The sequence below is a fragment of the Pseudomonas sp. W2Aug9 genome (assembly GCF_023127755.1).
GTDB classification, from domain to species: Bacteria; Pseudomonadota; Gammaproteobacteria; order Pseudomonadales; family Pseudomonadaceae; genus Aquipseudomonas; species Aquipseudomonas synxantha_A.
In genome coordinates, this window is sequence record NZ_SPKL01000037.1 from 173,505 (window position 1) to 196,151 (window position 22,647).

Below are 22,647 nucleotides of genomic sequence, written 5' to 3' on the forward strand. Positions count from 1 at the left end.
GTTTTTTGTTGGCTGTAAGTGCCAATCGCAGGCAAGCCAGCTCCCACATTTGACCCCGTTGTCAGACCGTACATCAATCCCATGTGGGAGCTGGCTTGCCTGCGATGGCGTCGGTGCAAGCGCCTCAGAACTTTCCGACAAGCCTTTCAGGTTGTCCGTCGGAACTCGCACAACTAACCTTCTCGAGTCGCTGCCAATTCAGTGACCGGGACTGCAAGCCTGAAAAATCACTAGGAGCCTATTCCATATGGAGTTTAATGATGATCAGCGACAACTTGCTAACTGGTTCAATCTCATCTCAAGCCGAGTCCCGCCAAGCTGGTGATTTACCGTCCGACCAGATCTTCACCGTAATACCCAGTCTGAACAGCGAAACCCTGCTCGCCAATGCTTCCCAAGACCTGGCATCCGTACAGGCACTGGCGGGTAATCTGGCTTTTGATGTCGATGGCCCCCAGCGTGATGTCGTGCTGGGCATTCATCGGATGGTAGAGGGCATTCAGTTGATGGTGGATCGGGTGCTGGATTTAGTTGAGGTGCCTGAGCAGAAGTAATCAGGCGCCTGTAAGGGCCAATCGGGAGCAAGTCGAATCGTCGCACCGCCCCTCCCACATTTTGAATTGTGAATACGTTCAAATGTGGGAGGGGCGGTGCGACGATTCGACTTGCTCCCGATGAGGCCAGAAAAGCCACTACAGCTCTAAACCCTGGCGCCGACCTCACGGCCACTGACCAACCGCTCCAACGCCTCACCCAAGCCAGAGGCCTTGTCACCAACCAACAAGTGCCAAACACCGCTCTCAAGCTGACTCACACCTTGGCAACCGAGCGCAGTGAGCTGAGCTTCAGACAACCCCGAATCATCCCCCAACTCCACCCGCAACCGGGTCATCGCCACAGCTTCCAGCTGGCGCAAATTCCCTCGGCCACCCAGCGCATTCAGCCATTGCTCGGCCTCCTGCACATTCACCGTCACGGGCTTGCCCACAGGCGCAACCGCTACAGGCGCTGCAGCAACAAACCCCGGCATCGCCAAGCGAATTTCATCAGCAATGCTATCGGCCATCGGCCCAACCACCACCTGCAAACTCCCGCCGTTACCCGGGCGCACTACAGCCATGGCGCCCAGTGCTTTCAGTTCAGCATCCACCGCCTTGTTGCGATCAACCATGTCCAACCGCAGCCGCGTGGTGCATGCACCCACACTCAGCAAGTTCTCAGCACCACCCAACGCCTGGATATAAGCCGTAGCACGCTGGTTATCACTCATCGCTTCAGCCTGCACCACCTGGATATCTTCACGCCCCGGCGTCTTCAGGTTGAAGCGGCGGATGCAGTAGCTGAACACGCTGTAGTAGATCACCGCGTAGGCCAGGCCCACCGGCACCACCAGCCAGCCATTGGTGGACTTGCCCCAGCCCAGCACCATGTCGATAAACCCACCGGAGAAGGTAAACCCGAGGTGGATGTTCAGCATGTTGGTGACTGCCATCGACAGGCCGGTGAGCAGCGCGTGAATCAGGTACAGGAACGGTGCCAAGAACATGAACGCAAATTCAATCGGTTCAGTCACCCCGGTCAAAAACGAAGTCAGCGCCATCGACAGAAAGATCCCGCCCATGACTTTACGGCGCTCTGGCAACGCATTGCGGTACATCGCCAGGCACGCAGCCGGCAAGCCGAACAGCATCACCGGGAACATGCCGGTCATGAACTGGCCGCCTTTGGGGTCGCCGGCAAAGTAGCGCGTCAGGTCGCCCGTGACCACCGCGCCGGTTACCGGGTCGGTGAAGCTGCCGAACACGAACCACGCCATATTGTTGAGGATGTGATGCAACCCGGTGACGATCAGCAGGCGGTTGAACACGCCAAACACGAACGCACCCAGGCTGCCGCTTTCCATCAACAACACGCCAAAGCTGTTGATGCCGTGCTGGATCGGCGGCCAGATCAGACCGAAGATCACGCCCAGGCCCACCGCCGAAAACCCGGTGACAATCGGCACAAAGCGTCGCCCACCAAAGAACGCCAGGTACTCCGGCAGCTTGATGTCCTTGAAGCGGTTATACAGCCCGCCCGCCATCAGGCCACTGGCGATACCGGCGAGCATGCCCATGTTGATGGTGGTATCCATCACCTTGAGGGTCGAGATCATCACCAGGTAGCCAATCGCCCCGGCCAGGCCGGCGGTGCCGTTGTTGTCGCGGGCAAAGCCCACGGCGATGCCGATGGCGAAGATCAGCGCCAGGTTGGCGAAGATCGCCTGCCCGGCATCGTGCATCACCGCGATGTTGAGCAAGTCGGTGTCGCCCAGGCGCAGCAAGAGGCCGGCGATTGGCAGGATCGCAATCGGCAGCATCAGCGCGCGGCCCAGGCGTTGCAGGCCTTCGATAAAGTGTTGGTACATGGCGTGTCTCCCTATTCTTGTTGTTTTCAGCTCAGCGGCCAGTGGTGTTGACAGGCTTGGCGAACGGCCTTGGCGCTGCTCAGGTCGAGCAGCTCAAGGCTCAGTTGCCGGCATTGCGCCGCGTCCAGGTGGCGGACGCGGTCCTTGATTTCGCCGATCTGCGGCGGGCTTACCGACAGCTCACTGACCCCCAGGCCGACCAGTACTGGCGTGGCCAGTGGGTCAGACGCCAAGGCACCGCACACGCCGACCCAACGCCCGTGTTTCGCCGCACCGGTGCAGGTTTGGGCGATCAGCCGCAGCAAGGCAGGATGCAGCGCATCAACGCGGGCGGCCAAGCCTGCGTGGTCGCGGTCCATCGCCAGGGTGTACTGGGACAGGTCATTGGTGCCGATGGATAAAAAGTCCGCGTGTTCGGCCAACTGCTCGGCCATCAGCGCGGCGGCGGGCACTTCGATCATCACGCCCAGCTCGGGGCGCTGCGTCAGCTCCAGCTCCACGCACAGTTCATCCAGGCGCTGGCGAATCTGTAGCAGTTCATCCACCTCGCTGACCATCGGCAACAGGATGCGGCAGCGCGCCAACGGCGAGACTTGCAGCAGGGCGCGCAGTTGCTGGTCGAGCAGTTCAGGGCGCACCTGGGCCATGCGAATACCGCGCAGGCCCAGCACCGGGTTCGCCTCGACGGGCAGCGGCAGGTAATCGAGCTGCTTGTCGCCACCCACATCGATGGTGCGGATGATCACCGACTTGTCACCCATGGCATCCAGCACGGCCTGATAAGCTTGGCGTTGCTCCTGCTCATCCGGCGCGGTACGGCGGTCGACGAACAGAAATTCAGTGCGCAGCAGGCCGACGCCATCGGCGCCGTTGTCAAACGCCATTTGGGCTTCGGCGCTGGAGGCGACATTCGCCGCGACTTCAACCGTCACGCCGTCGGTGGTGAGTGCCGGTTGCCGGGCTTGGGCCTGTTGTTGCTGGCGTCGTAATTTCTGTGTTTCGCGAATCTGGTGAACTTCGGCGTGGCGCGCTTCACTGGGGGCCAGTTCCAGGCGGCCGTTGGCGGCATCGAGCACTACCCGTTGGCCTTGGGGCACATCAAGCACTTCATTGCCCAGGGCGACGAGACACGGCAGGCCTTTGCCCCGGGCCAAAATCGCCACATGGGAGGTCGCACCGCCTTCGGCCATGCAGATGCCAGCGGCGTGTTGCGCGCTCAGTTGCAGCAAGTCCGAAGGTGTCAGCTCATGGGCACTGACAATCGCCCCCGCCGGCAATTCGAAATGCCAGGCTTCACCCAGCAACGCACGCAGCACCCGTTGTTGAAGGTCTCGCAGGTCATTGGCGCGCTCGGCAAACAGTGGTTTGCCCAACGCCAGCAGCACGGCGCATTGGGCCTGGATCGCATCACGCCAGGCGTGGGTGGCGGCGCTGCCTTGTTCGATGGCAGCGGTGGCTGCGTCGAGTAATGCCGGGTCTTCCAGCAGGGCGAGGTGGGCGGCAAAGATCTCTTCTTCTTCGACGTTTTTGCGTTGGCGCGCTTGGTCCAGCGTATTGCGGATTTCGCCGCGCACTTGCTCAAGGGCGGCATCCAGGCGTTGCAGTTGTTCGTCGACGCTATGATTGCCGCTGTCTTGCGGCAGTTCGATGCCCGTCAGGCGGAACAATGGCCCACATACCAGACCGGGTGCCGCGCATACGCCTTGCAGCACATTGGCTTCGGTATTCGCCCGGCGTGGCGTGGCGGCGACTGGTGCGTGGTGTTCCTCGTGAACCGCCACCGACAACGCGGCGACCAGGGCCTGCAACGCCGCCTCGCAATCTTTGCCACGGCAGGTCACCCGTACCTCGTCACCTTCGCCAATACCCAGCCCCATCAGGCCGATCAGGCTGTCGCAAGCCGCGGTCTTATCACCGAAGTGCAGCTGCGATTGGCTGCTGAAGCCCTGGGCAGTCTTGCGGATCAGCGCGGCAGGGCGCGCATGCAAGCCGCCACGGTGGGTGATGCGCACCGTGGCGCTCACTTGCGCGACCGAGTTATCCACAGCGGTTTGAACCGGCGCGGATGTGCGCAGGGCGATGCGCACCAGCGCTTCACCGACCTTCACTGTCTTGCTCGCAATCGGTTGCAGCTCGAAGCGCTCACTGTTGGTCAGGATGATCAGGCTCACCAGGCTTTTGCACTGGCGCGCAATGCGGTCCAGGTCAAACTGCACCAACGGCTGGCCCTCGCTCACCCGTGCGCCATCCTTCACCAGCAAGGCAAAGCCTTCGCCATTGAGCTCCACGGTGTCGATGCCCACGTGCATCAGCACTTCGGCACCGTTGTCGGCGCGGATGGTCAGCGCATGCCCGGTGCGGGCGACGTGGATGATCACGCCGTCACAGGGCGCATGCAGGCAATCGTTCAACGGGTCGATAGCGATACCGTCGCCCATGGCGCCGCTGGCGAACACTTCGTCGGGGACGCGGTTCAGGGCCAGCACCGGCCCACTCAAGGGGGCGCTAAGGGTCAATGGATTATTGTTGTTGGGCATGGGCACGGTACTCATCAGGAAAACGCCGCTTTAGTGCGTGCGGGTGACTTTGCTCAGGTGGCGCGGCTGGTCCGGGTCCATGCCCCGTGCCTCAGCCAAGCCTGCGGCCATCACGTAGAAGCTCTGGATCGCCAGGATCGGGTCCAGGCTCGGGTGTTCGGCGCGACTAAGGGTCAGGTCGCGTTCGGCGATATCGTCCGGTGCGGCCAGCAGCACGCGGGCGCCGCGTTGGCGCATATCGGCGGCCAGGCTCAACAGGCCGGGCTGCTCGGCGCCGCGTGGGGCGAACACCAATAGCGGGTAGTTTTCGTCGATCAAGGCCATCGGCCCGTGGCGCACCTCGGCGCTGCTGAAGGCTTCGGCCTGGATCGCCGAGGTTTCCTTGAGCTTGAGCGCGGCTTCCTGGGCGATTGCAAACCCGGCGCCGCGGCCGATTACCATCAATTGCTGGCAGTCGCGCAGGGCCTCGATGGCTTGGGTCCAATCTTGCCGGGCGGCTTCACGCAAACCGTCGGGCAGCGCCTGGCAGGCTTGGAGCAACTCGGTTTCCTGGTTCCAGTAGCCGATCAATTGCGCGCTGGCGCTGAGGGTGGCGATAAAGCTCTTGGTTGCGGCCACGCTTTGTTCCGGGCCGGCGCACAACGGCACATGGAATTCACAGGCGGCTTCCAGCGGCGAGTCTTCGGCGTTCACCAGCGAGATGCTCAGGGCGCCGCGCTTGCGCAGCAGTCGCAGGCTGTTGACCAGGTCCGGGCTCTGCCCCGACTGGGAGAACCCAAACGCCACCTGGCCGCTGACTTTCATCGGCGCCTGCAACAGGGTCACCACCGACATCGGCAACGACGCCACCGGGATGCCCACATGCTGCATGGCCAGGTAGGCGAAGTAGCTGGCGGCGTGGTCGGAGCTGCCGCGGGCAATGGTCATCGCCACTTGCGGCGGCTGGCGACGCAGGCGACCGGCCACTTCTTCCAGCAGCGGATTCAGGCGTTGCAGTTGTGCCGCAACGGCGTCGCAGGAGGCCAGGGCCTCTTCAAGCATTTTTGAAGTCAATGGTTTCTCCTTCGACCATTACGTCGGTGAGTGTCAGGGAGCGGTCCAGGCGCACGCAGTCGGCATAGCTGCCGGGTTGCAGGCGGCCGCGTTCTTCCAGGCCCAGGTAGTCCGCAGGAAATTGCGACAGGCGTTGTGAGGCTTCGCTGATGGGCAGGCCGATTTTCACCAGGTTGCGCAGCGCCTGGTCCATGGTCAGCGTGCTGCCGGCCAGGGTGCCGTCGGCCAGGCGTACGCCACCCAGGCATTTGGTCACGGTGTGGCTGCCCAGCTTGTATTCGCCATCGGGCATACCGGCGGCAGCGGTGGAATCGGTCACGCAGTACAGGCATGGGATCGAGCGCAGGGCCACGCGCATGGCACCGGGATGCACATGGAGCAGATCCGGAATCAGCTCGGCGTATTGGGCGTGGGCCAGCGCGGCGCCGACGATGCCTGGCTCGCGGTGATGCAGCGGGCTCATGGCGTTGTACAAATGGGTAAAGCTGGTGGCGCCGGCGGCGAGGGCGGCGACGCCTTCTTCATAGCTGCCCAGGGTGTGGCCGATCTGCATGCGCACGCCTCGTTGGCTGAGGGCGCGGATCAGGCCGTCATGGCCGGCAATTTCCGGGGCGATGGTGATTACCCGAATTGGCGCCAGGCGCAAATAGGCTTCGACTTCGGCCATCAACGCGGTGTGGGCGAAGTTGGGTTGGGCGCCGAGTTTGCCCGGGTTGATGTAGGGGCCTTCCAGGTGCACGCCCAGTACCCGGGCGCTGCCTGTCGGGCGTTGCTCGCAGAACCTGCCGAGTTCACCGAGGACGCTGGTGATTTCTTCCACCGGCGCCGTCATGGTGGTGGCCAATAGCGAGGTGGTCCCAAAACGCACGTGGGTGCGGGTAATGGTCTCGAAGGCCTGCGCCCCTTCCATGATGTCGGCACCGCCACCGCCGTGTACATGCAGGTCGATAAAGCCTGGCAGCAGGTAGGGCAGGTCGTTGTCAGCCGGGTCGCAAGGCGTGCCTTCGATGGCAACCACCTTGCCGTGTTCGTGCACCAGGCGGCCGCGCATCCAGCCGTTGGGCGTGAGGATATTGTCTTCTGACATGGGCAGTTCTCTAAATTCGCAATTCGGCGGAGTAGTCATGACGGCGCAGCTCTGCGACAAAGTCGTAGTAGTCGTTGCGGCAGTAGGTGTCGGTGATTTCAATCGGCGTGTTGTCGGCGGTGTAGCCCACGCGGGTCATCAGCAGCATGGCGGTGCCGGGGGCGATGCCCACCAGCTTGGCGAACTCGTCCGAGGCGTTGATCGCCTGGATATGTTGCAGGGCGCGCACGATGGGCTTGCCGATGCCTTCCAGGTATTCGTACAGCGAATTGCCGATGGCTTGCGGCTGGGGCAGCACGGAGGCGGGCATGGTGGTCATTTCAATTGCCATGACCGTGTCATCGGCTTTGCGCAGACGCTTGAGGCGCGCCACTTTGTCGGTGGGTGACAGGCACAGGCGGATCAGCTCTTCGTGGGTCGGCGGGGTGATGTCGCGCTCCAGCCACTGGGAGGTGGGCACAAAGCCCTTGAGCCGCAGCATTTCGCTGAACCCCGACAAGCGCGACAAGGGTTGTTCCAGGCGCGGCGTGATAAAGGTGCCGGAGCCCTGGCTGCGGCGGATCAGGCCCTGGGCAAGCAACACTTCCAGCGCTTTACGGGCAGTGACCCGCGAGATGCTCAACTGCTCGCTGAGCGCACGCTCCGAGGGCAGGGCCTGCTCGGATTTCCACTGGCCGGCATGGATCGCGGCTTCAAGGCTGCGAGCCAGTTGCAGGTACAGCGGCGTGGATTGCTTGTCGTCGGGGCGCAGGGCCAGGATGGGATTCATCTGTCAGGTTTCCGATGCGTTATTGGAGTGTTGTCGCCCGGTAATGGCCGGAAATTAATACCACTTAAATACCATGTCAATGCTGCCAAAACGGTGCGAGCCCCGGTTTCAGGGGGCTTTAATGGGGCTTGGTATCAAGTGGTATTAGAGAGGTCTTTGCGTCGCGCACAAGTGCACTGTCCCGCGCGGTGAACTGGTATTCACCGGCAGGCGCTGCTGGAGGCAGGAATTATTTTCGAATTAATTTACGAACGGTACGAGATTACGGCCGAATCTCGATCATGGTGCCGTCTTTGACCAGGCTCCAGACTTCGCGCATGTCCACGTTGCGCATGCCGATGCAGCCGTCGGTCCAGTCCAGGGTGTGAAACCACTGTTCCGGGTAGTCTTCGGTGTCGGGCGTGCCGTGGATCATGATCATGCTGCCCGGTTTTACTCCTTCGCGGCGGGCGCGGGCGGCGTCGCTGATGTTCGGGTAGGAGATGTGCATGGCCAGGTTGAAGCGGTCGCTGGTCTTGCGCCAGTCGATCCAGTAGAAACCCTCGGGGGTACGGCGGTCGCCTTCGATCAGCTTGTGGCCCTTGGGGTTCTTGCCCAGGGAAATGCGATAGGTCTTGAGGGGCTTGCCGTCGTTGATCAGTTGCAGTTGGTGCGCGGACTTGAGTACCAGGACTTTTTCGACGGTTTTACCGCCGAGAGTTTCCACCGTAGAGGCTGGGGACAGCGTGGCAAACGACAGGCAGATAAGAGCAAGCAACCAACGCATTGAAACGGTATCCCTGATAAAGGTGCTGCCTGGAAGGTTATTTGGTTGGGCGTGTCATCGGCGGGACCGACTCGCTGCGCACCGGGTACACCTGTTGGCGACGGTCAGCGAAAAAGCATTCTAAGGTACGCCCGACCGTGCGGAAAGCCAGCTCGGACCAAGGGATATCAGCTTCATCGAACAGCTTCACTTCAAGGCTTTCCGGGCCTGCGGCAAAGTCCAGGTCGATCAGCTCGGCGCGGTAGAAAATATGCACCTGGCTGATGTGCGACACATTGATCAGGGTATAGATGCTCAGGTTGCGCACGCGGGCGCAGGCTTCTTCCAGGGTTTCACGCATGGCCGCCTGTTCGACGGTTTCACCGTTTTCCATAAAACCTGCGGGCAGGGTCCAGTAACCCAGGCGCGGTTCGATGGCACGGCGGCACAGCAGCACTTGATCGCCCCACACCGGTACGGTGCCGGCGACGATATTGGGGTTTTGATAGTGAATGGTCGAACAGTGATCACACACAAAACGCAGGCGTGCGTCGCCTTCGGGAATACGTTGGGTAACCGGTTTACCGCACTGGCTGCAGAAATTCATGCTGGGGTTCCTGGAGAATGGGCACATCTTGGCTTGGTGCCGGGCGTTCCTGCAAGTTGTCGTTTAGCGACAGCCCTGCGGTTTTGGGGTTGGGCGCTTGCACGCTTTGGTGCATGATGCAAGGTAGCCAACAGACCGAGATGACTCATGCTGGACGAGCTACTTCGCCGGGTAAGCAATCACACCCCTCACACCTTGGAAACTGACGGGCGTTTCCCCGAGGCCGCAGTGCTGGTGCCGATTACCCGCACTGACGAACCTGAGCTGATCCTGACTCTGCGCGCCAGCGGCCTGTCGACCCATGGTGGCGAAGTGGCCTTTCCTGGTGGGCGGCGTGACCCTGAAGACCCGGACCTGATCTTTACCGCCTTGCGCGAAGCCGAAGAAGAAATCGGCCTGCCGCCGGGGCTGGTTGAGGTCATAGGCCCGTTGAGCCCGCTGATTTCCCTGCACGGCATCCGTGTAACGCCCTATGTAGGCGTGATCCCTGACTACGTCGAATACCTGGCCAACGACGCCGAAATCGCCGCAGTCTTCAGTGTGCCCCTGGAGTTTTTCCGACAGGACCCACGCGAACATACCCACCGGATCGATTACCAGGGCCGAAGTTGGTATGTGCCCAGCTACCGCTTCGGTGAATACAAGATCTGGGGGCTGACGGCGATCATGATCGTCGAGCTGATCAATCTGCTCTATGACGACGCCAAGATCAGCCTGCACCAGCCGCCCAAGAGTTTTATCAATATCTAAGCCATCGCATGAATGGCAAGCCGTGAGGGAAAACCATGAAATACCGCCTGGGCGATGCCCGCGTCGAGACCCATCCCAACAGTTGGGTCGCACCCAATGCCACGCTGGTGGGCAAGGTCAAGCTGGAGGAGGGCGCCAACGTCTGGTTCAACGCGGTGTTGCGCGGCGATAACGAACTGATCCTGATCGGCAAGAACAGCAACGTGCAGGACGGCAGCGTAATGCACACCGACATGGGCTACCCGCTTACCCTCGGCACCGGCGTGACCATCGGCCATAACGCCATGCTGCACGGCTGCAGCGTCGACGACTACAGCCTGATCGGCATTAACGCGGTGGTTCTCAATGGCGCCAAGATTGGCAAGCACTGCATTATCGGCGCGAACTCGCTGATCGGTGAAGGCAAGGAAATTCCCGATGGCTCGCTGGTCATGGGCTCGCCGGGCAAGGTGGTACGTGAGCTGACTGAGGCGCAGAAACGTATGCTCGAAGCCAGCGCCGCGCACTATGTGCATAATTCGCAGCGCTATGCCCGAGACTTGGTTGAGCAGGAAGAATGAGTGCAGTTGAACGGCCTGTAGCCTCGCCCTGTGTGAATATTTGCGCGCTGGACGAGGACGATATCTGTACCGGCTGCCAGCGCAACGTGGACGAGATTACGCGTTGGGGCCGCATGGATAATGCCGAACGCCGGGTGGTGTTGGGGTTGTGTCATGAGCGGGCGGTGGCCAGTGGGATGGTGTGGATGACGCCCAAAAGCTCGGGTGCCTGATCGATTGCTATCGGGAGCAAGCCCCCTCCCACACTTGAATGTGTTCACAGATCAAAATGTGGGAGGGGGCTTGGCCCCGATGAGGCCCTCCCAGACGACATATGTCTAATTGTGAAGTACCCTGTGTCCCTTGTTCACAGGTCATTCATCCATGTTTTTCCTGATCGCCTACATCAGCAGCGTCGTGCTGATCAACTTCGCCTTCTCCACCGCCCCGCACCTGGATGTCATCTGGTCCGCCTGGGGTGGCCTGGTATTTATCCTTCGCGACATGGTGCAAACCCGCTTCGGCCACGGCGCGATCATCGCCATGCTGGCGGCGCTGGTGCTGTCGTATATCACTTCCGACCCGTCCATCGCCCTGGCCAGTGCTACGGCGTTCGCGGTGTCCGAGTGCATCGACTGGCTGGTGTTCAGCATCACCAAACGCCCGCTGCATGATCGCCTGTGGATAAGTTCGGCACTGAGCATTCCCCTCGACACCTTTATTTTCTTCGGCTTGATCGGCGCGCTCACACCGGCGGTGGCGGGCACGGCGTTGGTGTCTAAATTTGCCGGTGTCACCGTGGTCTGGCTGATCATGGCCTGGCGCATCCGCCGCCGCACCATCGCCAACTGAGGCCAATTTTTACAGTTCATGTAAAATGCCGGCCTTTCTCCCCATGATCCGCTCCCCTGAGGACCTGAGATGACCCGAATCGGAACTCCATTGTCGCCAACCGCGACCCGCGTTTTGCTGTGTGGCTGCGGTGAGCTGGGCAAGGAAGTGGTGATCGAACTGCAACGCCTGGGCGTTGAAGTGATTGCCGTGGATCGCTACGCCAACGCGCCGGCGATGCAGGTGGCGCACCGTAGCCACGTGATCAACATGCTCGACGGTGCGGCGCTGCGTGCAGTCATCGAGGCGGAGAAGCCGCACTTCATCGTGCCGGAAATCGAAGCCATCGCCACCGCCACTCTGGTGGAACTGGAGGCTGAAGGCTTCACGGTTATCCCGACCGCCCGCGCCACGTCGTTGACCATGAACCGTGAGGGCATCCGTCGCCTGGCCGCCGAAGAACTGGACCTGCCGACCTCGCCGTACCACTTCGCCGACACCTTCGAAGACTACAGCAAGGCCGTCCAGGACCTGGGCTTCCCCTGCGTGGTCAAGCCGGTGATGAGTTCGTCGGGCAAGGGCCAGAGCCTGCTGCGCAGCACCGATGATGTGCAGAAAGCCTGGGATTACGCGCAGGAAGGCGGGCGTGCCGGTAAGGGTCGAGTCATCATCGAAGGCTTTATCGATTTCGACTACGAAATCACCCTGCTGACCGTGCGCCACATTGGCGGCACCACCTTCTGCGCGCCGGTTGGCCATCGTCAGGAGAAGGGCGACTATCAGGAGTCCTGGCAGCCACAGGCCATGAGCCCGATCGCCCTGGCCGAATCCGAGCGCGTTGCCAAGGCGGTAACCGAAGCCCTGGGCGGCCGTGGTCTGTTTGGTGTGGAGTTGTTCATCAAGGGCGATCAGGTGTGGTTCAGCGAAGTGTCGCCGCGCCCACATGACACCGGTTTGGTCACACTGATTTCTCAGGACCTGTCGCAGTTCGCGCTGCACGCTCGCGCCATCCTGGGCTTGCCGATCCCGTTGATCCGTCAGTTCGGGCCTTCGGCTTCGGCGGTGATCCTGGTGGAAGGGCAGTCGACCCAGACGGCGTTTGCCAACCTCGGCGCTGCATTGAGCGAGCCGGACACGGCGTTGCGCCTGTTTGGCAAGCCAGAAGTGAATGGCCAGCGCCGCATGGGTGTGGCGTTGGCGCGGGATGAGTCGATTGAAGCGGCTCGTGCCAAGGCGACCCGGGCCTCCCAAGCCGTTGTTGTAGAGCTCTAAAAGCATCGGGAGCAAGCCCCCTCCCACATTTAACCGCGTATAACCTTTGGAATGCGGTCGAATGTGGGAGGGGACTTGCTCCCAATAGCGGTTTATCAGGCGACCTTGTTCAAATCATTATCCCGCGTCTCTTTCAGGCACAGCACCGCAATCAAACTCAGCAACGCTGCCGCCGACACATACCCACCGACATAACTGAGCCCACCCATCGCCACCAGCTTGGTCGCGAAGAACGGTGCTGCAGACGCCCCGACAATCCCACCCAGGTTATACGCCGCCGAAGCACCGGTATAACGCACACGCGTCGGGAACAACTCCGGTAGCAGGGCGCCCATCGGTGCGAAGGTCACACCCATCAGAAACAGCTCCAACGCCAGGAACAGCGCCACGGCCCAGGTCGAGCCGTGGGTCAGCAGTGGCTCCATGGTAAAGCCCGAGAGAATCGCCAGGATCGCCCCAACGATCAGCACCGGCTTACGTCCATAACGATCACTGGCCAGCGCTGCCAGCGGCGTCGCCAAGCCCATGAACAGCACGGCAAAGCACAGTAAGCCGAGGAACGTCTCGCGGCTGTAGCCCAGTGTGGAAACGCCGTAGCTCAGGGAAAACGCCGTGGTGATGTAGAACAGCGCGTAGCACACCACCATCGACGCAGCGCCCAGCAGCACCGGCAGCCAATGTTGGCTGAACAGTTCCACCAGTGGCACCTTCACCGGTGCTTCTTTGGCTACGGAGTTGGCGAATACTGGGGTTTCATGCAGCTTCAGCCGTGCATACAGACCCACCATCACCAGTGCGGCGCTGAGAATGAACGGAATACGCCAGCCCCAGCTACGGAACTGCTCGTCATTCAGGCTCATGGCCAGGATCAGGAATAAACCGTTGGCCGCCAGAAAGCCAATCGACGGGCCCAGTTGCGGGAACATGCCGAACCAGGCGCGCTTGCCTTTGGGTGCGTTCTCGGTCGCCAGCAAGGCCGCGCCGCCCCATTCCCCGCCAAGGCCCAGGCCCTGGCCGAAGCGCAATACGCACAACAGAATCGGTGCCCAGGCGCCGATGCTGTCATAACCGGGCAGTAAGCCGATCAAGGTGGTGCACACGCCCATCAGCAGCAGCGAGGCCACCAGGGTGGATTTGCGCCCGATACGGTCGCCGAAATGGCCGAACAGCGCCGAGCCCAGCGGACGGGCGATAAAGGCGATGCCAAAGGTCAGGAACGACGCCAGCATCTGCGCCGTACCGGAGCTCTGGGGAAAGAACACCGGGCCGATCACCAGCGCAGCAGCCGTGGCGTAGATATAGAAGTCGTAGAACTCGATGGCGGTGCCGACGATGCTCGCCGTGGCGACGCGGGCGGTCGAATTGGTCGGGGCGGCGGTCGCAGCCTCTTGGTAGGTGGTGCTCATGGCAGTATCCCTGACGGTCATTGCGCGTTTGGACGCGGATTATTATTGGTCGAACACCCATGGATCAGGGCTGTGCGCGGAGCGGCTCGGGATGGGAGCAAACACCGGTCGGACATGATATAGCGGTGCCTGGACACGCTGAGTGCGGGTAGCACGCGGTCGGGCGGGGCTTGGGTAAGCCGGATGGATTATAGGAAGGGGGCTAAGGATCCAACAAGGGGCTGGTGAGGATCTATGGCCTGGAACTGGATCAATGTGGGAGCTGGCTTGCCTGCGATAGCATCACCTCGGTTCAACTGAAGGACCGAGTCGCCTGCATCGCAGGCAAGCCAGCTCCCACATTGACCGGGTTGAGCCTGCTGAGGTCAGGCAGCCACGGGCACATGGCTGGTATGCCAGATCAACACCTTGCTCACCCGGTTGTCCTCGGTTTCGAGGATTTCCAGGCGATAGCGGCCGATCTTCAGGCACACCGCGCAATCGGGGATGGTTTCCAGCGCTTCGGTCACCAGGCCGTTGAGGGTCTTGGGGCCGTCGCTGGGCAGGTGCCAGCCCAGGCTTTTGTTCAGTTCGCGGATCGAAGCGGCGCCGTCAATGATGTAGCGGCCATCGGGCTGGGCCTCGATGTGGGGGTTATCCACAGCCTGATCGCTTTCGAACTCGCCGACGATTTCTTCCAGGATATCTTCCAGGGTAACGATGCCCAGCACTTCGCCGTATTCGTCCACCACCATGCCCAGGCGCCGTTGCTGCTTGTGAAAATTCAGCAGTTGCAGCTGCAACGGAGTGCTTTCCGGAACGAAATAGGGTTCGTGACAGGCAGCGAGCAGCGCCTCTTTGGTCAGGCTGGCGTCGGGGAGCAGGTGCTGGACCTGGCGCGTGTTGAGCACCGCTTCGACCTGGTTGATATCACTGTGGAACACCGGCAGGCGCGTGCGTTGGGAACTGCGCAGCTGCTCGATGATCTCGTCGATCGAGTCATCCAGGTTGATGCCGTCCACTTCACTGCGGGGCACCAGGATGTCGTTGACGGTGATGTTATCCAGCGCGTGGATGCCGGGCATACCGGGCGCGCGGTCCTCGTCGGCCTCGGGCGGGGCTTGGTCGTCATGGTCCGGCAGCGGCTCATCGCTGTTTTTCACCACACCGGACTTGCGCGCGAACGGGCGCAGCAGCAACAGGCTGATGCCGTTGAGCAGCCAGGCCAGCGGGTAGAGGATTTTCAGCGGCACGCCCAGCAGGGCGTTACCGAAACCCAACACCGCTTGCGGATGGCGGGTGGCCAGGATGCGAGGCAGGTAGTCGGCGAGAATCAGCAGCAGTGCACAAGAGATCAGCCAACCCAGCCATGGGCCGTTCTGCGCCCAGGCATAGATTGCCAGCAGCGTGCAAAGGATCACCACGGCGGCGCGGCACAGGCTGTTGCACAGAATCAGGCTATGGCGCGGGAAGCTCAGGCGTGCGGCAGCCTTATCGCCCTGGCGGGTGCCGGGGCGCAGGGCCAACAGATGCTGTTGTGCTGCTTCGATGGCGGTAAACAGCGCCGCCCATAAAATCAGCAAGGCAATGACGGCGAGCATCGGCTCCAAAGGCAAGTTATCCATGATCGCTGCCCGTCAGATATGCAGGATGTATTCGCGAACCAGCTTGCTGCCGAAATAGGCCAGCATCAGCAGGCAGAACCCGGCCAGGGTCCAGCGTATTGCCTTGTGCCCACGCCAGCCGAGGCGGTTGCGGCCCCACAGCAGCACGCTGAACACCACCCAGGCCAGGCACGCCAGCAGGGTCTTGTGCACCAGGTGCTGGGCGAACAGGTTCTCGACGAACAGCCAGCCGGAAATCAGCGACAGCGACAGCAGGGTCCAGCCGGCCCACAGGAACCCGAACAGCAGGCTTTCCATGGTTTGCAGCGGCGGGAAGTTCTTGATCAGCCCTGAGGGGTGCTTGTGCTTGAGCTGGTGATCCTGCAGCAACAGGAGCAGGGCCTGGAACACCGCAATGGTGAACATGCCGTAGGCGAGGATCGACAACAGGATATGGGCAAGGATACCCGGCTCTTCGTCAATCACCTGTACGGTACCGGTGGGCGTGAACTGCGCCAGCAATACCGTCAGCACACCCAAGGGGTATAGCAGCACCAGCAGGTTCTCGACCGGAATGCGGTAGCAGGCCAGCAACGTCAGTGCGATGACGGCCGCGGCGATCAGGCTGGCGGCGCTGAAAAAGTCCAGGCCCAGGCCCACCGGCGTCATCAGGTGAGTGAACAGGCTGGCGGCATGGGCCAGCAGGGCCAGCACGCCAAGGCCGACGAGCAGACGTTTGTCCGCTTTGGCGCCTTGGGCCAGACGAGTGCCCTGATAGAGAGTCGCAGCGGCATACAGAATGGCGGCGGCGAGGCTGGGTAGCAAACTGGGTGACAAGGGGAGCATAAATCCTGGTAGGCAAGCCCGAAAGGCGTTGAGTTTGGCACACACCTGCGTTGCAAGAAAGACTCCCGGGCCAGACAGCGGGTGTGCATGGGCGCAGTCTTCGCTATAATCCGCGACCTGCCCACGCCGCAGGCTCGGCGAGCGCTGTTTTTAATAGCGATTGACCACAGCCTGGGCCGCCATTACCTCGGTCTACCTGCATTTCGATGAGTAGGGCCTGAAAGGATCGCGCATGTTTGAAAACTTGACTGACCGTCTCTCGCAGACGCTGCGCCACGTTACCGGCAAGGCCAAGCTGACCGAGGACAATATTAAAGACACCCTGCGTGAAGTGCGCATGGCGTTGCTGGAAGCCGACGTGGCCTTGCCGGTGGTGAAGGATTTCGTCAACTCGGTCAAAGAGCGCGCGGTCGGCACCGAAGTGTCCCGCAGCCTGACCCCGGGCCAGGCCTTCGTGAAGGTCGTCCAGGCCGAACTCGAAAGCCTGATGGGCGCGGCCAACGAAGACTTGAACCTGAGCGCCGTGCCGCCGGCCGTCGTATTGATGGCCGGCCTGCAAGGCGCGGGTAAGACCACCACCGCCGGCAAGCTGGCGCGCTTCCTTAAAGAGCGCAAGAAGAAATCCGTGATGGTGGTGTCGGCCGACGTGTACCGTCCGGCGGCCATCAAGCAGTTGGAAATGCTCGCGGGCGAAGTGGGTGTGACCTTCTTCCCGTCCGACCTGAGCCAGAAGCCGGTCGACATTGCCAACGCGGCTATTAAAGAAGCCAAGCTCAAGTTCATCGACGTGGTCATCGTCGATACCGCCGGTCGCCTGCACATCGACGAAGAGATGATGGGCGAGATCAAGGCGCTGCATGCCGCGATCAACCCGGTCGAAACCTTGTTCGTGGTCGATGCCATGACCGGCCAGGATGCGGCCAACACCGCCAAGGCCTTTGGTGATGCGCTGCCGCTGACCGGCGTGATCCTTACCAAGGTCGACGGCGACGCACGCGGCGGTGCCGCGCTGTCGGTACGTGCCATTACTGGCAAGCCGATCAAGTTCATCGGTATGGGCGAGAAGAGCGACGCGCTCGAACCGTTCCACCCCGAGCGTATCGCCTCGCGTATCCTCGGCATGGGTGACGTGCTCAGCCTGATCGAACAGGCCGAAGCCACGCTCGACAAGGACAAGGCCGACAAGCTGGCCAAGAAGCTGAAGAAGGGCAAGGGCTTCGACCTCGAAGACTTCCGTGACCAGTTGCAACAGATGAAGAACATGGGCGGCCTCGGCGGCCTGATGGACAAGCTCCCCAACATCGGCGGTGTGAACCTGGCGCAAATGGGCAATGCCCAAGGCGCGGCAGAGAAGCAGTTCAAGCAGATGGAAGCCATCATCAACTCCATGACCCCGGCCGAGCGCCGCGACCCTGAGCTGATCAGCGGTTCGCGCAAACGCCGGATCGCCATGGGTTCCGGCACCCAGGTGCAGGACATCGGTCGCTTGATCAAGCAGCACAAGCAGATGCAGAAGATGATGAAGAAATTCTCCGCCAAAGGCGGGATGGCCAAGATGATGCGCGGCATGGGCGGTATGTTGCCCGGCGGCGGCATGCCGAAAATGTAAAGTATTCGAGCGGGAGCCCAGCTCCTGCTCCGACCCACAGGGATGTGGGATCTCCAGCAAACCCGCCGTTGGCGGGGGCTGACTCGCCGTTTTAACCGACGGCTCTATAGCAGATCTGAATGGCACGCTGATAGGCGCCAGAAAAAGACATTTGCAAAAGTCCGGATATTCCTTAGAATATGCGGCCTTTCGGGCACCTATGCCCGCTGTGCATTTAGATTTGCAGCACCGACTACAGGAACGATGTTCACATGCTAACAATCCGTCTTGCCCTTGGCGGCTCCAAAAAGCGCCCGTTTTACCACTTGACCGTAACCGACAGCCGCAACCCGCGTGACGGTTCGCACAAGGAACAGGTTGGTTTCTTCAACCCTGTTGCTCGTGGTCAAGAAGTTCGTCTGTCCGTGAACCAAGAGCGCGTAGCCTACTGGCTGAGCGTTGGCGCACAGCCATCCGAGCGCGTTGCAAAACTGTTGAAGGACTCGGCTAAGGCCGCAGCCTGAGCAATATGAACGCGACGCCAGCTGTTGCTGATGATTTGATCGTTATCGGCAAGATTTATTCTGTTCATGGCGTTCGCGGCGAAGTGAAGGTGTATTCCTTTACTGATCCGACTGAAAACCTGTTGCAGTACAAGACCTGGACGCTCAAGCGCGAAGGGAGTGTGAAACAGGTCGAGCTGGTCAGTGGACGCGGGAGCGACAAGTTCCTGGTCGCAAAGCTCAAGGGTCTTGATGATCGTGAAGAAGCTCGTCTTCTGGCCGGTTATGAGATCTGCGTGCCGCGCAACCTGTTCCCTGAATTGACCGACGGCGAGTACTACTGGTACCAGCTGGAAGGTCTGAAGGTTATTGATCAACTCGGGCAATTGCTGGGGAAAATCGATCATCTTCTGGAAACCGGCGCCAATGATGTAATGGTGGTCAAGCCTTGCGCTGGCAGCCTGGATGATCGCGAACGCCTGTTGCCCTATACCGAGCAATGCGTGTTGGCCGTCGACCTGGCAGCGGGCGAGATGAAGGTGGAATGGGACGCGGACTTCTAAGCGTGGCTAATTTGCGCATTGAAGTGATCAGTTTGTTTCCCGAGATGTTTTCCGCCATCAGCGAGTACGGCATCACCAGTCGGGCGGTGAAACAGGGGCTGTTGCAGCTCACCTGTTGGAACCCGCGAGACTACACGACGGATCGACATCACACTGTGGACGATCGCCCATTTGGCGGTGGCCCGGGCATGGTGATGAAGATCAAGCCCCTGGAAGATGCATTGGTTCAGGCCAAGGCAGCCGCCGGGGAGAAGGCGAAGGTAATTTACCTGTCCCCTCAAGGCCGTCAGCTGAAACAGGCGGCGGTACGCGAACTGGCGAATGAGGAAAGTTTGATCCTGATTGCCGGTCGCTATGAAGGCATTGACGAGCGTTTTATTGAAGCTCATGTCGATGAAGAGTGGTCGATTGGGGACTATGTATTGTCTGGCGGCGAGCTGCCGGCAATGGTCCTGATAGATGCGGTTACACGACTGCTGCCTGGAGCTTTAGGGCATGTGGACTCTGCGGAGGAGGATTCCTTCACGGATGGTTTGCTGGATTGCCCGCACTACACCCGACCGGAGGTGTATGCGGATCAGCGTGTTCCCGACGTATTGCTAAGTGGCAATCACGCACACATCCGGCGTTGGCGTTTACAGCAGTCCCTTGGTCGGACCTATGAACGACGCGCCGATCTTCTGGAAAGCCGCTCGCTTTCTGGAGAAGAGAAGAAGCTGCTCGAGGAATACATCCTCGCGCGGGACGATAGTTAACAACGTATCGATGGTAGGTCCATTGACTTACCTTAGGAGCACAGCATGACTAACAAAATCATCCTTGCACTCGAAGCAGAGCAGATGACCAAAGAGATCCCTACCTTTGCCCCGGGCGACACCATTGTCGTTCAGGTGAAAGTGAAGGAAGGCGACCGTTCGCGTCTGCAAGCGTTCGAAGGCGTGGTAATCGCCAAGCGTAACCGTGGTGTGAACAGTGCTTTCACTGTTCGTAAAATCTCCAACGGTGTTGGCGTAGAGCGTACTTTCCAGACCTACAGCCCGCAAATCGACAGCATGGCCGTCAAGCGTCGCGGTGACGTACGTAAAGCCAAGCTGTACTACCTGCGTGACCTGTCCGGTAAAGCAGCTCGCATCAAGGAAAAACTGGCTTAAGTCCAGCTTCCCGATGCAGAAAAAAGCAGCCTACGGGCTGCTTTTTTGTGTCTGAAATTTGTCCATTTGCCGGTATTGACCATGACCACCCGTCTCGAAGAAATTCAGCGCCGCACCGACCTGTCCGTCACCCGGGTGACCAAGGCCGTGTTCCCGCCGACCACCAACCACCACAACACCCTGTTCGGCGGCACCGCCTTGGCATGGATGGACGAAGTGTCGTTCATCGCCGCCACGCGCTTCTGTCGCTTGCCTTTGGTGACGGTCTCCACCGACCGTATCGACTTCAATCACGCAATCCCGGCCGGCTCCATCGTTGAGCTGATCGGCCGAGTGATCAAAGTCGGCAACACCAGCCTCAAGGTTGAAGTGGAAGTGTTTGTCGAGAGCATGAGCGCTGATGGCCGTGAAAAGGCGATCCAGGGCGTGTTCAGCTTTGTCGCGATTGACGCGGACAAACGCCCTGTACCGGTACTGCCTGGGTTTGCCGACTGATTACGTGGCGCTGCCGTTCTCCGGCTGAATCACCGCCAGCAGGGTCCAGCCGGCCGCCGGCTTCAAGCTGCTCTCGGGCGTGACCACATGCACCCAGCCGCTGGTGTCCCGGGCAAACAGCAAGGTGGCGCGCTCCCCGTGCAACGCCTGGTACTGCTCCCAGCCAAAGCCGTCGGTGAGGTTGGTGCTATACAGTTCGGCGCCCTGGCCCAACAGGCTGGCCAGTTTGGTATAGCTCAGGGGTTGGCTGCCCAGCAGGTGGCCGCGGTGTTCGTGGCTGGCCTTGTGTTTGTCGGTGCGACGGCTTTCCTGGCTGCTGGCCAGGGCGAACAGACGATGGCCGAAATCATGGCGAAAACGCATGGTCGCCAAGGCGTTCAGCTCGCCGGACGGGGAGAGCGCAAGCAAATGCCCCAGGCCGACCAGATCCAGATGGGACTCGGCATGTTGGGAGGCGGGGTTGCCGAAGTAGGTCGGCAGGCCCTCCATGCGACTGGCGCGGATATTTTCCCAGCTGGAATCCGTCAGCAACACGCGGCTGCCCAATTGTTGCAACGCCTTGCCGAGCGCCCGCGCCGGGCCGTTCGCGCCGACGATCAGGAAACCGCTGGGCGCAGGCTCGGCGACTTTCAGCAGGCGCGCCAAGGGGCGTGCCGTGGCGCTTTGCAGCACCACGGTGCCGATGATCACCGCGAAGGTCAGCGGCACCAGCAATAACGCGCCTTCATGCCCTGCCTCGTCCAGGCGAATCGCAAAGATCGCCGATACCGCCGCCGCCACAATGCCCCGTGGCGCGATCCAGGCCAGCAGCGCGCGCTCGCGCCAGTTCAGTCCGGAGCCAAAGGTTGAGAGCGCTACGTTCAGTGGGCGTGCAATAAACTGGATGATCACCAGCAGAATCAGCACGAATGGCCCCAGGGCGATCAAGGCATTCAGGTCCAGGCGCGCCGCCAGCAGGATGAACAGCCCGGAAATCAGCAGCACACTGAGGTTTTCCTTGAAGTGCAGGATGTGTCTTACATCCACACCCTTCATGTTCGCCATCCACATGCCCATCAGCGTGACCGCCAGCAGGCCGGACTCATGCATCACCTGGTTGGCAGCGATAAAGATGCCCAGCACACCGGCCAGCGTCGCGAGGTTATGCAGGTATTCCGGCAACCACTGCCGGCGCATGATCTGCCCCAGTACCCAGCCGCCGGCGATCCCGAACAGGCTACCGCAGAGGATGACGCCGCCAAAGGTCAGCAGGCTATGGCTCAAGCCGTCGCCCGAAGCCCGGGCAATAATGAAGCTGTAGACCACTACCGCCAGCAGCGCGCCGATCGGGTCGATGACGATGCCTTCCCAGCGCAGGATATTGGCGATGGAGGCTTTGGGGCGTACCACGCGCAGCATCGGCACGATCACGGTCGGCCCGGTCACCAGGGTCAGGGTGCCGAACAGCAGCGCGAGCATCCAGTCAAAGCCCAGCAGCCAGTGCGTGGCCAGGGTGATCACTGCCCAGGTCGACAGGGCGCCAACCGTGACCAGGCGATGCACCACGCTGCCGATTTCCTTCCACTCCGAAAGGTGCAGGGTCAGGCTGCCTTCGAACAGGATCAACGCCACGGCCAGGGACACCAACGGCATTAACAGAGGGCCGAACATCTCCTGCGGGTCGAGCCAGCCCAGTACAGGCCCCGCCAAAATACCCGTCAATAACAGAAACAGGATCGCCGGCAACTTGAGCCGCCAGGCCAGCCATTGGCAGCCCAGCGCCGCTACTCCAATACCACCAAAGGCCAGTAAAATCTGTTGTTCATTCATTGAAGCTTCCTGTTCCTTGAAGTAGCGGGCTATGAAAGACTAGCGGCCCTTGTCACAGTTCACTAAATAATTCGCACAGCCCCCATGCTGCGCCGCTTTGAGTACC

23 protein-coding genes are annotated in these 22,647 nt (G+C 60.9%); 12 read left to right on the forward strand and 11 right to left on the reverse strand.

The features are described 5' to 3' along the window. Nucleotides 1-260: 260 nt before the first annotated feature. Nucleotides 261-554, forward strand: a complete 294-nt coding sequence (locus tag E3O56_RS25395; protein ID WP_236708737.1) for a DUF6124 family protein — start codon at nucleotides 261-263, stop codon at nucleotides 552-554. 146 nt (nucleotides 555-700) lie between these two features. Here the strand turns inward: E3O56_RS25395 and nagE are convergent, their stop codons facing one another. The 7 genes from nagE to E3O56_RS25430 form a co-directional block, all read right to left on the reverse strand. After that, entirely contained in the window at nucleotides 701-2,407 is a 1,707-nt protein-coding gene (gene nagE, locus E3O56_RS25400; RefSeq protein ID WP_248129159.1) for an N-acetylglucosamine-specific PTS transporter subunit IIBC, read from the reverse strand. A gap of 26 nt (nucleotides 2,408-2,433) precedes the next feature. Continuing rightward, nucleotides 2,434-4,944, reverse strand: coding sequence for a phosphoenolpyruvate--protein phosphotransferase (gene ptsP, locus E3O56_RS25405; protein WP_248129204.1), 2,511 nt, complete (start codon nucleotides 4,942-4,944; stop codon nucleotides 2,434-2,436). A gap of 30 nt (nucleotides 4,945-4,974) precedes the next feature. Further along, on the reverse strand, nucleotides 4,975-5,997 hold the full coding sequence (locus E3O56_RS25410) for an SIS domain-containing protein (RefSeq protein WP_103734892.1): 1,023 nt from the start codon (nucleotides 5,995-5,997) through the stop codon (nucleotides 4,975-4,977). Continuing rightward, a complete protein-coding gene (nagA, locus tag E3O56_RS25415; RefSeq protein WP_078822244.1) occupies nucleotides 5,978-7,084 on the reverse strand; it encodes an N-acetylglucosamine-6-phosphate deacetylase in 1,107 nt (368 codons plus the stop codon). Before nagA ends, E3O56_RS25410 begins: the two co-directional genes overlap by 20 nt. Nucleotides 7,085-7,094: 10 nt before the next feature. Beyond that, nucleotides 7,095-7,853, reverse strand: a complete 759-nt coding sequence (locus E3O56_RS25420) for a GntR family transcriptional regulator (protein ID WP_078822243.1) — start codon at nucleotides 7,851-7,853, stop codon at nucleotides 7,095-7,097. A 262-nt stretch (nucleotides 7,854-8,115) separates the two neighbouring features. Continuing rightward, a complete protein-coding gene (locus E3O56_RS25425; RefSeq protein ID WP_103734891.1) occupies nucleotides 8,116-8,619 on the reverse strand; it encodes a L,D-transpeptidase family protein in 504 nt (167 codons plus the stop codon). A gap of 37 nt (nucleotides 8,620-8,656) precedes the next feature. Next, nucleotides 8,657-9,205 carry an NUDIX hydrolase gene (locus E3O56_RS25430; RefSeq protein WP_148852654.1) on the reverse strand — a complete coding sequence of 183 codons (549 nt, stop codon included), beginning with the start codon at nucleotides 9,203-9,205 and terminating at the stop codon, nucleotides 8,657-8,659. Between the two features lie 147 nt (nucleotides 9,206-9,352). Between E3O56_RS25430 and E3O56_RS25435 the strand changes: the two genes are divergently transcribed. From E3O56_RS25435 to purT, 5 genes are all read left to right on the forward strand, one after another. Next, nucleotides 9,353-9,955 carry a CoA pyrophosphatase gene (locus E3O56_RS25435; protein WP_078822240.1) on the forward strand — a complete coding sequence of 201 codons (603 nt, stop codon included), beginning with the start codon at nucleotides 9,353-9,355 and terminating at the stop codon, nucleotides 9,953-9,955. A 35-nt stretch (nucleotides 9,956-9,990) separates the two neighbouring features. Continuing rightward, complete coding sequence (locus tag E3O56_RS25440; RefSeq protein ID WP_032879630.1) at nucleotides 9,991-10,515, forward strand: gamma carbonic anhydrase family protein; 525 nt, start codon at nucleotides 9,991-9,993, stop codon at nucleotides 10,513-10,515. Further along, nucleotides 10,512-10,727 carry a DUF1289 domain-containing protein gene (locus E3O56_RS25445; RefSeq protein ID WP_032879631.1) on the forward strand — a complete coding sequence of 72 codons (216 nt, stop codon included), beginning with the start codon at nucleotides 10,512-10,514 and terminating at the stop codon, nucleotides 10,725-10,727. The genes E3O56_RS25440 and E3O56_RS25445 overlap by 4 nt, the downstream gene beginning before the upstream one ends. Nucleotides 10,728-10,878: 151 nt before the next feature. Continuing rightward, the gene (locus tag E3O56_RS25450; protein ID WP_005791131.1) at nucleotides 10,879-11,346 is read left to right on the forward strand and encodes a preQ0 transporter; all 468 of its coding nucleotides are present in this window, start codon (nucleotides 10,879-10,881) and stop codon (nucleotides 11,344-11,346) included. A 69-nt stretch (nucleotides 11,347-11,415) separates the two neighbouring features. Next, nucleotides 11,416-12,597, forward strand: coding sequence for a formate-dependent phosphoribosylglycinamide formyltransferase (gene purT, locus E3O56_RS25455; RefSeq protein WP_019817237.1), 1,182 nt, complete (start codon nucleotides 11,416-11,418; stop codon nucleotides 12,595-12,597). A 95-nt stretch (nucleotides 12,598-12,692) separates the two neighbouring features. On the opposite strand, the gene E3O56_RS25460 is transcribed toward purT, so the two are convergent. The 3 genes from E3O56_RS25460 to ccsA form a co-directional block, all read right to left on the reverse strand. Continuing rightward, on the reverse strand, nucleotides 12,693-14,003 hold the full coding sequence (locus tag E3O56_RS25460) for an MFS transporter (RefSeq protein WP_005791128.1): 1,311 nt from the start codon (nucleotides 14,001-14,003) through the stop codon (nucleotides 12,693-12,695). A 365-nt stretch (nucleotides 14,004-14,368) separates the two neighbouring features. Then, entirely contained in the window at nucleotides 14,369-15,607 is a 1,239-nt protein-coding gene (locus tag E3O56_RS25465; protein ID WP_005791125.1) for a transporter associated domain-containing protein, read from the reverse strand. A 12-nt stretch (nucleotides 15,608-15,619) separates the two neighbouring features. Beyond that, nucleotides 15,620-16,423, reverse strand: coding sequence for a cytochrome c biogenesis protein CcsA (ccsA, locus tag E3O56_RS25470; protein WP_177327411.1), 804 nt, complete (start codon nucleotides 16,421-16,423; stop codon nucleotides 15,620-15,622). Nucleotides 16,424-16,664: 241 nt separating this feature from the next. On the opposite strand from ccsA, the gene ffh reads away from it, so the two are divergent. The 6 genes from ffh to E3O56_RS25500 all read left to right on the forward strand — a co-directional run bounded on the left by ffh (nucleotide 16,665) and on the right by E3O56_RS25500 (nucleotide 20,732). Next, entirely contained in the window at nucleotides 16,665-18,041 is a 1,377-nt protein-coding gene (gene ffh / locus E3O56_RS25475; RefSeq protein WP_017139724.1) for a signal recognition particle protein, read from the forward strand. Nucleotides 18,042-18,292: 251 nt separating this feature from the next. Further along, on the forward strand, nucleotides 18,293-18,544 hold the full coding sequence (gene rpsP, locus E3O56_RS25480; protein ID WP_003175899.1) for a 30S ribosomal protein S16: 252 nt from the start codon (nucleotides 18,293-18,295) through the stop codon (nucleotides 18,542-18,544). Between the two features lie 5 nt (nucleotides 18,545-18,549). Continuing rightward, entirely contained in the window at nucleotides 18,550-19,086 is a 537-nt protein-coding gene (rimM, locus tag E3O56_RS25485; RefSeq protein ID WP_003175898.1) for a ribosome maturation factor RimM, read from the forward strand. Continuing rightward, nucleotides 19,068-19,841, forward strand: coding sequence for a tRNA (guanosine(37)-N1)-methyltransferase TrmD (trmD, locus tag E3O56_RS25490; protein ID WP_173664496.1), 774 nt, complete (start codon nucleotides 19,068-19,070; stop codon nucleotides 19,839-19,841). Before rimM ends, trmD begins: the two co-directional genes overlap by 19 nt. Before the next feature lie 45 nt (nucleotides 19,842-19,886). Further along, nucleotides 19,887-20,237: a 50S ribosomal protein L19 gene (gene rplS, locus E3O56_RS25495; RefSeq protein ID WP_003175895.1), complete on the forward strand. Its 351-nt coding sequence runs from the start codon at nucleotides 19,887-19,889 to the stop codon at nucleotides 20,235-20,237. An 81-nt stretch (nucleotides 20,238-20,318) separates the two neighbouring features. Beyond that, a complete protein-coding gene (locus tag E3O56_RS25500; RefSeq protein ID WP_005791095.1) occupies nucleotides 20,319-20,732 on the forward strand; it encodes an acyl-CoA thioesterase in 414 nt (137 codons plus the stop codon). Here the strand turns inward: E3O56_RS25500 and E3O56_RS25505 are convergent, their stop codons facing one another. Continuing rightward, the gene (locus E3O56_RS25505; RefSeq protein ID WP_032879635.1) at nucleotides 20,733-22,541 is read right to left on the reverse strand and encodes a sodium:proton antiporter; all 1,809 of its coding nucleotides are present in this window, start codon (nucleotides 22,539-22,541) and stop codon (nucleotides 20,733-20,735) included. Between the last annotated feature and the right edge of the window lie 106 nt (nucleotides 22,542-22,647).